Genomic DNA, 12,139 nt, shown 5'->3' on the forward strand with positions numbered 1-12,139 from the left:
TAACCTTTTAATCTTCCCGGAAGAACAGCCCATCAATGGTATTCACCCGGCCTGTGTTGAGGTCTACGCCTTCCACATGGAAACTATAAGGCTGAAAGCCGTGATGCCGGGCCAGGTCCATAATATCATAAAACCGGAACTCGGTATGCTCGTAGATGGCGTAAAGGGGGATTTCGATTTTTAGCCCGGTCGCTTTCGCCAAAGTGTCAGGGCCTCCTTCAATGACTTGCTTCTCAAAGCCTTGCGTATCAATCTTAAAAAGGATACGGGCATTTTTACTATCCTGAATATAGCGCGGCAGAATGGTGTCAATCCGAAAAGCCGGCACTTCTTCCTGCCGGACGATGCGCGACTTCTGATTATGGGAAACGTAGGAATCCTTGATAGGCAAAGCGGAGCTGAAGACGGTATCATCCGACACATTCATCGTGATGGTGCCGTCCTCTGCTCCGATCGCACAGCGCTCCGCAATAGTCCAGTTGGGGTAGGGGGCAGACCGTTTTTCCAGCTCTGCCCGCGCCGCCGCTACCGGCTCAAAGGAAATGACCTTGCCTGAAAACCCAAAATCATAAAGCGACTCCGCAAACTGACCGGTATTGGCACCGATGTCAACGACATGGGTAATGCCCGTATGCTTGCAGAGCATGGCTGTCCGCAGCTCCTCACTAGCGGAAGGCGTGAAACGCTTGAGCTTGAGGTAGAGGCCAGAACTTTTGCCTACCAATCGCTTGGTGCGCTCTAAAGCCTTGGATTGCAGGATTTGTTGGAGAAGATTCATGTCTACGGTGTTGCGCTGAGGTAAAAGACAAAGGCCTAAGCCTCTTCGTGGATCACAATTTGCTCAATCTTGTCGCCCTGACGGATATCGTCGATCACATCCAGGCCTTCCACTACCTTGCCGAAGCAGGTATGGTTGCCATCAAGATGAGCGGTGTTGTCCCGGCTATGGCAGACAAAAAACTGAGAACCCCCGGTATTACGCCCGGCGTGCGCCATAGAAAGTACGCCCCGGTCGTGGTACTGATTGCCCCCATCCAATTCACAGTCGATCGTGTAGCCAGGGCCGCCTCTGCCATCTCCCTTCGGGCAGCCGCCCTGAATCACGAAGTTGGGGATGACGCGGTGGAAGGTCAGCCCATCGTAGTAGCCTTCCTTAGACAACTTTACAAAATTGGCAACGGTATTTGGGGCATCTTCGTCGTAAAACTCGACTTTCATGGTGCCCTTTTCTGTTTTGATTTCTGCTTTGGTCACGGTAATTGTTTTAGTGGTTGGCAAAGAGACGGAAAAAAAATAAACGGAACAAATTTCGGGAAGCCTTCAGAAGAAAGTTTGACCGTTATTTTCCGTCAGGGCCCGCCCTGAAGCATTGTGAGGTTCGTAAACCCTTGATATACAGTAGGCTAAAACTCCAAACATGCTTTCGAACCGCTAAATTAAGGCTTTTCGCGCTAATGGTTAACCCCCCGCACGATATTCCCCCAGTAATACGTTTCGTAAAAGGAGGATGGGGTCGGTAGCTGTCCCTTTTGATAAGCCTGCTGTAAGGCGGCTGCAAATGCCGGGTATGCTTCATCTGCTACCCTGATCAGCTTTGGACCGCATGCCTCGGGTACGACACCAAGGGCACCGGTATAGCTCGATACCACCGTAGTGCCCAGGGCGATAGCCTCCACCAGTTTGGTTTTTACGCCCCCGCCGGAGTTGACGGGATTAGCCATGAGGTCACAGGCTTGCACGTAGGCTTCGATATCTTCCACATAGCCAAGGTAATCAACCCGGTCGTAGTCTTGCAGCCGGTTATACTTCCCGGGTAATCCGCCCCCGCAGATGAGGAAGCGGTAGGGGAAGTCAGCTATCTGACGGAAGGCGGGCTCAATTTGTTCCACAATGCGCACTACAGCTTCCAGGTTGGGCTGATAGGTCTGCGGGCCAAAGAAGATGATCAGGCATTCGTCCTCCGAATACCCATGTTGCTTACGGATACGCCTGCGTGCAGTTTGCCGCTCTGGTTGACGGGCGTATGGCGTACCGTAGGGAAGGACGCTGCACTGCTCCGGCTGTAGCCCAAATGCCCGCTGTCCGGGCACCACTTCGTCCGGCGAAATAAAATACAGATGGTCTGACAGGCGAAAGGCCAGCCATTCAACCACAAAAACGATGGGCCACCATGCTTTACCCATGCTGCGGAACCGCTGGTATTCCAGGTTTTGGATATAGATGGATAATGGCACGCCTCTGAGCCGGCACGGGATGAAAAGCAGGAGTGCGATAAAGGGCTGAAAAGCAATGCACTGGGTCACCCCGGCTTGTTTGAAGTAGCGGGCAATGCGCACCGCTCCACGAGGGTGTAGGTACCGGGTTACACTGTTGCCCAGTAAGCTTTGCAGCCGGAAGGGCAACGCTTCCGTATCCTCATTTCCAGGCGTGGTAACAGCGGTGACCGAAGTATGCCCGGCAAGGAACCGGCACAAGCCAAACGCTGCTTTGTGCCCCCCATTACGGGGCGGCACAAAGCAGTAGGGGACCACCACTGCTACGTGGCTGTCCTTAGCCATTATTGGTTTTTCTTTTTGCGTTTGGTACGGGTGGCCACTGGCTGGGTTTTTTCAGTCCCCGTATCTTTAGGTTGTGGCGCCTGCGGTGGATTCTGGAAATACTGGTAGCCATTGAAGCCCACATAACCGACGAGCCCCAGCAAAATGAGGCTGCTGAAAATACGGGAAACCAGCACACCCCGCTCAAAGGAGGCTGGTGCGAACTCAAAAGTGATTTCGTGCTGCCCAGCCGGTACTTTCAGCCCACGCAAGATATAATCGACCCGGATATGCGGTACTGGTTGTCCATCAATGTAAGCCTGCCAGCCTTTATCGGGGCCGTACCAGACCTCTGAGAAAACCGCAAGTTGATCGCCCTGCACGGTAGCTTCATAGGTAAGCTTGTTGGGGGCGTAGGAAGTCAGTTTTATTTGCCCGGCTCCGGTAGGGGAAAGGCCGGCAATGTAATCCTGGAATTCCTGATGCACAATGGCTGTGGTAGCGGGTTCGAAATTGCTCAGCGCATCAATTTCCTCGTTGGCCGAGCTTACGGTCTGCAAGTTGCTGACCAGCCAGGCATTGCCCAGTGCGTTGGGGTTCTGTTGCACTTGTTCCTGTCCAGGCTGCCCCACAATGAAGTACTTGGCGTTCAGCATATCAAGGACTTTCTGATTGCCTTTGCTGAGGTGGCGGTCAATCAGGTCCTGTGCGCGCTGCAACTTAGCCGCATGGTATCCCCCAATAGTTTTATGATAGTAGGAAGCCTTAGAACTGTTGAAGGTGTTGATGGAGGCATCGAAGACCCGGTAGTGCAGATCGGTATCCTGCAGGATTTGCTCATCTACCGGGCGGGGTGCCAGCCCGGCAAAGTACTGCCGCTCGGTAACAAACAGTTCATCGTCCACATAGCGGCGGCCAACGGTCCAATGATCAAAGGTGATCAGTACGCCCAGGCCCAGCAGGAAGATGTTGAGCTTGACTTTATCTTGCAGGTAAGCCCAGAGCAATCCGCCGCTCAGGAGCACCAGGAGAAGCGTACGGAATGCATCACCCCGCATGAGCGACTGCCGGTCGGAGCGTATAGCCCCCAAGTCATAGCCAGCCTGTTCGAGGCGTGCATCTCCGGGGTTGTTGAAGTCGAAAAAGGACGGCCCCAACAGGGCGAAAAAGAGCGCAATAGCCGCTGCAATGCCGCCACCGATTTTCAGGCTGCGCAGGGCTTCTTCTTTTGTGACTTTTTTGTTGACGATTTTATGGACGGCCAGGAAGCCGAGTACCGGGACCAGGAAAGCGGTAACGCTTAGAATAGAGTTAGGCGTACGGAACTTATTGTACAGCGGGAAGTAGTCGAAAAACAACCGGTTAAACCCTTCCAGGTTATTACCCATAGAGAGCAGCATCGTCAACAGGGTGCCTAGCCCTACCCACCATTTTACCGGGCCGTTGACGAGGAATAAGCCCATCAGGAAGAGGAAGAAAACGATACTGCCAAAGTAAATAGGCCCACTGGTAAAGGGCAGGTCGCCCCAGTAAAGCGGTGCCTTGAAATTGGCGGGCAGCCGCGCCCCTTTGCGCTTAAGGTCCTGAGCGATGGCGGAGTCTGGGCCTACCGCTTCCTGAGAACCGCCCCCAGCCACTCCGGGGATGTAGGAGGCGAAGAGGTCAACCACTCCGTTGCTCCACTGCATGGCGTAGTCCCAGGCCAGCCCATCGGTTTCGCTGCTGGAAGAGGCGTCGCCCGTGGTTTCCAGAATAGGCTCTCCCCGCATAGTATCTTTGGAATACTCGTAAGTAATGTACAGGTTGGAAGCCGCCGCGCCAATGGCCAGGAGCCCACCGGCAATGAGCACACCGGCTGCTTTGGCGAAATGCGGGAGGCGATTGCGCTGAATGTTGTAAATGAGCTCTGCGACGCCAAAGATCAGCAGGGTCAGGGCAAAATAGTAGGTCATCTGCACGTGGTTGGACATGATGTTCAGCCCAAGGCCGGTAGCGAAGAGGATGCCACCGAGCAGGTAGCGTTTCCGGAAAGCCATCAGCAGGCCCACGGTGACGATAGGCAGGTAGGTGATGGATTTGACTTTAGTCTCGTGCCCGGCTTCGTAAAGAATAAGATTGTTGGTGGTCAGCCCAAAGGCAATCGCGCCAATAACCGCCAGCCACGGATTGGCCCCGAGGACGACCATCAGCAGGTAGAAGCCAAGCATGGCGAGGAAAAACCGGCCAATCGGCGCCTTCATACCCAGCGTGCCGATTTTATCCAGCACCTTCAGGGAGTTACCCTCGCTTACGGTGTTGATTTGGTAAGTCGGCATCCCGCCAAACATGGCGTTGGTCCAAAGGGAGGTCTCACCGGTTGCTTCTTCGTATTCCCTAACCTCCTGAGACATACCCCGGTATTGGATAATATCGCCTTGCTGGGCCATTTTACCTTCGAGCTGAGGGTAGAAAAATGCGGCGCAAAGGGCAAAGAAAATACCTAAAGCGATCAGGTGAGGAATGACTTTTTGGATCATAATCGTTGTTGTTCTGGTCAGATGAAGTCTACGTCCACATCATAAGGATACGTAATCAGGAAGTGGATCGCGCGGTCTATATCAAAGTTTTCAAATACAATTTTGTAAAGCATATCCGTAATCGGTACCCGTAATTTATAGTGCCGAGCCAGCTTGCGGGCGATGCGCAGGGTACGTACCCCTTCCGCCAGTTCGGGCATAGTAGCTTCGATGTCTTCTATGGCTTCGCCCCGCCCCAGGCGGTACCCGAAGGTGAAGTTCCGGCTGTTTTTGCTGGTAGCAGTGGCGACGAGATCACCAATGCCGGCGGTACCAAAAAAAGCACTGCTTTGACTGCCCATAGCGTTGCCAAAGTAGACCATTTCGGTCAGGCCGCGCGTGATCAGCATGGCTTGTATGTTTTTGCCCAGGTCTTTGCCTTTGAGGACACCTGAGCCGATCGCGATGATGTTTTTCAGGGCACCTGCCAGTTCTGCTCCGAGCAGGTCGTAGGTGCCGAAGACATGAAAGTGCTCGCTGCTCAATACCTGCTTGCCCATGCTGATGACCTCATCAAACGCACTGCCGATAACAGTTGCTGTAGGTTGCCCTTCCATGATTTCGCTGGCCAGGTTAGGGCCCGACAAACAGCCAACCCTCCGCACTACGCTTTCCTGCAAAATCACTTCGCTCATGGTACTGACCTCTTCCCGCGAAAGCGGCTTGCCGTCATCAGTATCCTGAAACAGGTGCGCCGGGGCATCAAACCCCTTGGTGCCATGAATAAGGACATGATAGGGGCGTAGGTGAGGCCCCAGGCTGTGCATCATCTTTCGGAAACTATTGGAAGGCACCACCGGGAAGATCAGGGTGCAGGTGCTCGCCAGCTCCTGCAGGTTATTGGTAGCGCGGACGCGCGGGGAGAGGTCCACATCAAGGTGCCGGTGCGTCTCATTAATTTGCTGCACGATAGGTTGTTGACGGCTGTACAGCAAGACGTCGACGTTGTACGCCAGGAGATTGGCAATTGCAGTGCCAAAGCTGCCTGCCCCGATAATACCTACAGGTTGTTCTACTGTATTAGATGGCATGAAGCGCTCCTCTGATTTGGCGTAAATGTACACTTTTTTTCAGAGCCTGTCGGGCGACGGTCAAACTAGATTTTCTGAAGACAACTTTCCGGCGTTTTAGTCGTTTCCTTTCCTATGATGAATATTTGGTCTTCTACTTTTCTGCTGCTGTGCGGAGTTGCCCTCCTGTCGCCGGAACGGGAGCAGCCTGCCGGGCCGGAGCAACCCGCTTTTGGGCCTGGCGGTGCAGACTATACGCATGCCGCTGTAACCTTTTCCGATCATGCCCGCCGGGCTGACGGCTTTTGGCTGTTTGAGCCGGCGTCGCCTGTGCCACAGCAGGCACCGGTGGTGGTCTTCCACCACGGCTACGGCGCGATCAACCCTATGATTTACGGTGCCTGGATCCGGCATTTGGTCCGGCAGGGGAATATCGTCATCTACCCACGTTATCAAAAGAATTTGTTTTCGCCGGGCTCCAAACACTTCGTGCCCAACGCCGTAAAAGGGATACAGTCAGCATTGAGATTGCTGTCTGAAGAAGCGGGGCATGTCCGGCCCGATACCAACGCCTTATTTATGGCGGGGCATAGCTACGGCGGGGCGATTACCGCCAATATTGCTGCCCGCTACACTGAGCTCGGGCTGCCACGCCCACAGGGTGTTTTACTGTGCGCTCCGGGTACGGGCCCGCTGAAAGGTGGCCTGCTGGAATCCTACCATACGATTGATCCGCAAACGCGCTTGGGCATCATCGTGAGCGTCAACGATTACGTAGTCGGGGAGGAGCTGGGGCGAATGGTCTACCAAACGGCTACTCAGACCCCTTTCCGTTTTTTGATGCGGCAGTTCCCGGACGAGCATGGGGCACCGGCACTCACTGCCGGGCACAATGAATGCTATGCACTGGATGCTGACCTGGACGGGGGCGTGAACAACCTTTCCCTCAAGCGGGCAGAGCGCGTTGCCCAGGAAAATGCTTCCGATTACTTCGGGTACTGGAAAATGCTGGATGCTATGATGGCCTGTTCGCTGCGCGGCGAGCATTGTGAACTGGCTAAAGGATGCGGTGCTGAAGCCGCTTACATGGGCCAATGGAGCGATGGGCACCCGGTACAGCCTATGGAAGTTTGGGTGCCGGAAGATACGGTAGCCTGGCAGGGCGCTCTTAATCCGTAAAAATCCTATATTAGCCGGAAATAAGCCTAAAGCACTATGCCAGATTCAGGTTTCGGAGGAATGGACCTCAGCACCTATCAGCCAAAAGGTAAAAACTATCTGTATATCGTTGGTATTGACCAGTATACTGATATGCCAAAGCTATACAACGCCCGGATGGATGCCGAAAAAATCCAAACGGTACTGGAGGAAAAGTATCAGTTTGATGAACGTCTCACGCGCTGTCATTTCGATAAAGAGGCTACACAGGCGAATATCACCCAGCACCTCCGCAGCCTGGTCGAGGTAATCGGCGAAGATGATAACTTCCTGATGTACTTTGCCGGGCACGGCGAATACGATAAAGCTTTGGACGTGGGGTATTGGATCCCCTATGATGCTAAGTCGGGGCACATCGGCTCCTACATTTCCTTCGATCTGATCACCCGCCTGATCCGGGCCATCAAGAGCAAGCACACCTTTGTTATCACAGATTCGTGTTATTCTGGCAGTATTTTTACGCAGCAACGTGACAGCAGCTACATCGACCGGCTGGAGAGCATGCCCTCGCGGTGGCTACTGACCGCCGGGCGCAATGAGCCGGTCTCGGATGGCCGCCCCGGGCAGCACAGCCCGTTTGCGCAGGCGGTGCTGGCGGTTTTGAAAAACAACCAAGACCAGCGCCTTAGGGTGTCTATGTTTTGCAATATGGTACTAGATGGCGTAGGGCAAAATGTGAGAGACCAACTCCCGCGCGGAGCAGCGCTTTACGATGTGGGGGATATGGGGGGCGAATTTATGTTCCGCCTGAAGGACTTTGCCTACGAACCCGTGCCAGAAAAACGAACCTCTGAACCGAAAGCGGAAACGCCTTCACTGGCAGATGATCCGGTTTCGCGTGGGGCTGCATCATCGGGCGGTACCACCCAGAATGCCAAGCCAACCACCCTGAAAGGTTTGAAGAAACAGCTCAAAAGCTACCTGGCTGCCGGTGAATTCGAGCGGGTGTTTGATACGCTGAATGAGCTGATCTCTGATGATTCCTACCGGGAGACGGATATCATCATGCAGCAGGCGCGATACAACCGGACCAATCGGGAGAAAAATCAGGGCACCATCCGTAAGGAATCGGCAGATCTTACCTTCAATCAGATACAGTATGCCATGATCGACCTGGTGGACAGCCTCGAGGAAGAGGACCTGATCCTGGGCGAGGTGACCTCCCCGCCTGAAAATGAGCGTAGCAACACCGGTTCCGTAACCACCCTAAGCGAACTGGAACGACAGGGGCTTGAAAACCAGGCCGGGCTGCTGCAGCGCAAGCTCAACTCTTTTAATGAGGCCCTGATCAAAGCCTTTGACCCTTCGATGAAGTTTAACCTCGAAGAGCAAATTAAAGAAACCGAGCACCAACTGGAGGAAGTCCGGCGTAAACTACAGTAGTCTTCCGGTTGTAAACTTTGTGGATTTGGCCGTATATTGCTGGTATGTCCGAACAGCTCAATAAACCAGCACTAGCGGAGCTCTTTTACAAGGAAGTAGCCAAAGTAGTCCGCAATAAAGAATTGCTGCCCGTCGATCAGGTGGCGGCACTTTACCGTCTGCTCACCCTGCTCTTTGTAGAATGTACCAAAGCAGAACGCATACAATTTTCCACCCTCTTTGCCCGGATGGCTTACGTGTGCCATCGGGACGAGGTGGATAAGCGCCTGCAATTCTACCTGCACCAATTCAGGAAGCGGGCACTGAAGAGTTTCCGGCAGCCCGACGCGGTTGACGAATCTATCAAAACCCTGGGGCTTAAAGTACTGCTGGATATGCTGGAAGCTCTTCTCCAAGCACCGTTGCCCGAAGGCCTGCGCGACGACTATCCTCCGGCCTGGCCCAAGGGGATGAAAGCCCATAAAGTGGAGCAGTTTATTCCGCAGGCCAGGGTGGTGGCGCTGGAGGATGACCCAGAGGCCGAACAACTGCTCGTCCGGGACGAAGCCTGTGCGGATGCCGTGGTGCGGGTGCAGTATAACGATGCAGACCGGAACGACAACTTCATGCCGACCATCGAAGCGATCCGCTCCGTTTTTGGTTTTCCCCTGGTAATGAACCTGTTGGATATAGAGGTGGACGATAAGGGCTTTTACCACCCCCGGGCGTTTGTGGTGGAGCCCGACTACCTCATGGATGTGACCGCTGTTGCGGAATGTTTTCAGCCGGACGGGACCAATCCCTGGCCGCACCTCCTTAAAAAGTACCTGCCCAAGCCGCCCAATAAGTACCTCATGATCGGTAACATCGCGAATTTCTTTCTCGATGAGCTGATGAATGATTCCGATCTGCCTTTCCGGGAAGCTTTCCGGCAAACCTTTGCCAACAACCCCCTGCAGTATTGCCTGTTTGAAAACCGGGAAGTGAAAGAGATTATGCAAAGTTCCCAAAAGCACTTCCTCAACCTGAAACAGATGGTGAAGGAGGGCTTTCGCGAGCAGGGGATCATGCCTGAGGACTGTTATCTGGAGCCTAGCTTCTACGCCGAGACTTATGGCTTACAAGGCCGCCTGGATTTGCTGCACATGGGGGCTGATCGGGCCAGCATTGTAGAACTGAAAAGTGGCAAACCTTTTATGCCGAACACCTACGGGCTGAGCTCCAATCACTACACCCAGACCTTATTGTACGATCTGATGGTCCGCTCTGCTTTCGGCAAATCAGTAGACCCTGCCAATTACATCCTCTATTCCGGGCAGGACGACCGGCAGCTGCGCTATGCCCCCCGCATTCAGGCCCAGCAATACGAGGCTCTGCAAGTCCGGAATCAACTGGTAGCAATCGAACGCTTGCTGACTAAACTTGGCGACCCGGAGGCAGGGGACCTCCTGGAGCAGGGCAACCGGTTGTTCGGAAAGCTGAGCCCACGCAGGCAGAACAACTTAAAAGGCTTCGCACGCAGGGATATGGAAGCCTTCGAAAAAATTTATCAGGGCATGAGCCCTATCGCCAGGCGGTACTTTATAGCCTTCTCGGGGCTGATTGCCCGGGAGCACCAACTGGCTAAAGCCGGTGAGCAAGGACTGGAACAGGTCAATGGACTGGCCTCACTTTGGCTGAACAGCTTCGAGGAGAAGCAAGCGGGCTTTGATATCATTAGTCATCTGACGGTACAGGAACTGAATGCGCAGGAGGAAGAGCCGAGCATCACCTTTCAAAAAACTGAATCCACCAACCCACTGGCCAACTTCCGGAAAGGAGATATTGCAGTACTGTACCCACATCAGGAAGGGCAGGCCGTATTGTCCAATCAGATTTTCAAATGCTCCATCATTCACGTCAGTAACGAGCAGGTCACTGTGCGCCTACGCAGCCGGCAGTTCAACAACCGCATTTTTAAAGAACAGCCCCTGTGGAACCTGGAGCACGACTTGCTGGACAGCAGTTTTAACTCGATGTACAGAGGGTTGTATGCGTTTGCCGACAGCCCGAAGGTCAAGCAGCGTCTTTTGCTGACGCAGGACCCGCCCCGGGAAGGCCTTCCCGAAGACATTCCCGTCAGCCCGGAACTGACGCCGGAGCAGCAGGATATTTTCCGGAAAGCCCTGGCGGCAGAAGACTACTTCCTGCTTTGGGGGCCTCCGGGTACTGGGAAAACAAGTATGATGCTCAAACATCTGGTGGGCTATCTCTTTGAGCAAACCGAGGAAAATTTTCTGCTCCTGGCCTATACCAATCGCGCAGTGGATGAAATCTGCGCTTCCATTGAACGGCTCCGTCCGGATATCCGCCACCATTACCTACGCATCGGCTCAAGGTATGGGGCCTCTCCCGAATTCCAGGGGCAGCTCCTTCAGGAAAAAATTAAAGGCGTGGAGGACCGCAAAGCACTGAAGGCGGTAATTGACCAGCACCGGATTGTAGTGGGCACGGTCTCCTCTGTTGTTGGTAAGCCGGAACTCCTGATGCTCAAGCACTTCAACCGTGTGATTATTGACGAAGCCTCACAGATACTGGAGCCCATGCTCGTTGGGCTTTTGCCACAGTTTGAACGGTTTATTCTGATTGGCGACCACAAACAGCTCCCTGCTGTGGTGGTGCAATCGCCTACTGTTTCTCAAATTGATGATCCGGCCCTGCATAGCCTTGGGCTACACAACCTGCGCAATTCTCTCTTTGAACGGCTCTTCAAGCGGTGCCGGGAAAATGACTGGGACTGGGCCTATGCACAGCTTAGTCATCAGGGGCGTATGCACGAGGACATCATGCGGTTCCCCAATCAGTTTTTCTACGAAAACACGCTTAAAATCCTGCCGGATTCCGTGCCGGTAGCGGCGAAGCAAAAGCGGGTTTTGTCCATTCAGGTAGAAGAGGAAGCCGATAGGTTGATCCAACGCTTAGCTGGCAGCCGGGTGGTCTTCCTGCCTACCCCGACTGATGACCGCAGCGCCACCCAGAAAACCAACGCCTACGAAGCCGAACAGGTAGGGGAGGTGGTGAAAGCCTACCAGCATATATACCAACGGCAGGGCTGGGCACTGCATGAAAACAGCATTGGGGTCATCACCCCTTACCGTGCTCAGATTGCACAGATCAAGTCGGTGCTGGAAACGCAAGGCGCACCTCTGCAGCTTCTGACCATTGATACCGTTGAACGTTATCAGGGCGGTGCCCGGGACGTAATCATTATTTCCCTTTGTACCAATTCGATTAGTCAGTTGGCTATGCTGACTTCCTTATCGGACGAAGGGGTGGACCGGAAGCTCAACGTGGCCCTCACCCGCGCCCGCAACCACATCGTAATCATTGGCAATCCTGACCTGCTCAACCGTAGTGATATTTACCAGGCTTTGCTCCGTTATTGTGAAGAACAGACGACAGAGCCTTAAACCCTTTC

Annotated in this window: 8 protein-coding genes; 3 read left to right on the forward strand and 5 right to left on the reverse strand. The window is 53.9% G+C overall.

The window, feature by feature from the left end; translation table 11 throughout:
* Window positions 1-7 precede the first annotated feature (7 nt).
* From RIC19_RS12060 to RIC19_RS12080, 5 genes are all read right to left on the reverse strand, one after another.
* Window positions 8-778: an FkbM family methyltransferase gene (locus RIC19_RS12060; protein ID WP_350178572.1), complete on the reverse strand. Its 771-nt coding sequence runs from the start codon at window positions 776-778 to the stop codon at window positions 8-10.
* A 35-nt stretch (window positions 779-813) separates the two neighbouring features.
* Window positions 814-1,254: a peptidylprolyl isomerase gene (locus RIC19_RS12065; protein WP_350178573.1), complete on the reverse strand. Its 441-nt coding sequence runs from the start codon at window positions 1,252-1,254 to the stop codon at window positions 814-816.
* A gap of 197 nt (window positions 1,255-1,451) precedes the next feature.
* A complete protein-coding gene (locus RIC19_RS12070) occupies window positions 1,452-2,558 on the reverse strand; it encodes a glycosyltransferase family 4 protein (RefSeq protein WP_350178574.1) in 1,107 nt (368 codons plus the stop codon).
* Window positions 2,558-5,053: a YfhO family protein gene (locus RIC19_RS12075; protein WP_350178575.1), complete on the reverse strand. Its 2,496-nt coding sequence runs from the start codon at window positions 5,051-5,053 to the stop codon at window positions 2,558-2,560. The genes RIC19_RS12070 and RIC19_RS12075 overlap by 1 nt, the downstream gene beginning before the upstream one ends.
* Window positions 5,054-5,070: 17 nt before the next feature.
* Entirely contained in the window at window positions 5,071-6,123 is a 1,053-nt protein-coding gene (locus RIC19_RS12080) for an NAD(P)H-dependent glycerol-3-phosphate dehydrogenase (RefSeq protein WP_350178576.1), read from the reverse strand.
* 114 nt (window positions 6,124-6,237) lie between these two features.
* On the opposite strand from RIC19_RS12080, the gene RIC19_RS12085 reads away from it, so the two are divergent.
* Genes RIC19_RS12085 through RIC19_RS12095 form a run of 3 tightly spaced genes read left to right on the forward strand, consistent with a single transcriptional unit; the run spans window position 6,238 to window position 12,131 of the window.
* Window positions 6,238-7,281 (forward strand): alpha/beta hydrolase family protein, encoded by a 1,044-nt coding sequence (locus RIC19_RS12085; RefSeq protein WP_350178577.1) that lies wholly within the window; start codon window positions 6,238-6,240, stop codon window positions 7,279-7,281.
* A gap of 36 nt (window positions 7,282-7,317) precedes the next feature.
* A complete protein-coding gene (locus RIC19_RS12090; protein ID WP_350178578.1) occupies window positions 7,318-8,703 on the forward strand; it encodes a caspase family protein in 1,386 nt (461 codons plus the stop codon).
* A gap of 44 nt (window positions 8,704-8,747) precedes the next feature.
* Window positions 8,748-12,131: an ATP-dependent helicase gene (locus RIC19_RS12095; protein ID WP_350178579.1), complete on the forward strand. Its 3,384-nt coding sequence runs from the start codon at window positions 8,748-8,750 to the stop codon at window positions 12,129-12,131.
* Window positions 12,132-12,139 lie beyond the last annotated feature (8 nt).

Source organism: Phaeodactylibacter sp., from assembly GCF_040219495.1.
Lineage (GTDB): Bacteria > Bacteroidota > Bacteroidia > Chitinophagales > Saprospiraceae > Phaeodactylibacter.

Excerpts from the sequence above, each read along its gene's own strand:
- RIC19_RS12060 (WP_350178572.1), bottom strand. The coding sequence starts at position 778 with ATGAATCTTCTCCAACAAATCCTGCAATCCAAGGCTTTAGAGCGCACC.
- RIC19_RS12070 (WP_350178574.1), bottom strand. The coding sequence starts at position 2,558 with ATGGCTAAGGACAGCCACGTAGCAGTGGTGGTCCCCTACTGCTTTGTG.
- RIC19_RS12075 (WP_350178575.1), bottom strand. The coding sequence starts at position 5,053 with ATGATCCAAAAAGTCATTCCTCACCTGATCGCTTTAGGTATTTTCTTT.
- RIC19_RS12080 (WP_350178576.1), bottom strand. The coding sequence starts at position 6,123 with ATGCCATCTAATACAGTAGAACAACCTGTAGGTATTATCGGGGCAGGC.
- RIC19_RS12085 (WP_350178577.1), top strand. The coding sequence starts at position 6,238 with ATGATGAATATTTGGTCTTCTACTTTTCTGCTGCTGTGCGGAGTTGCC.
- RIC19_RS12090 (WP_350178578.1), top strand. The coding sequence starts at position 7,318 with ATGCCAGATTCAGGTTTCGGAGGAATGGACCTCAGCACCTATCAGCCA.
- RIC19_RS12095 (WP_350178579.1), top strand. The coding sequence starts at position 8,748 with ATGTCCGAACAGCTCAATAAACCAGCACTAGCGGAGCTCTTTTACAAG.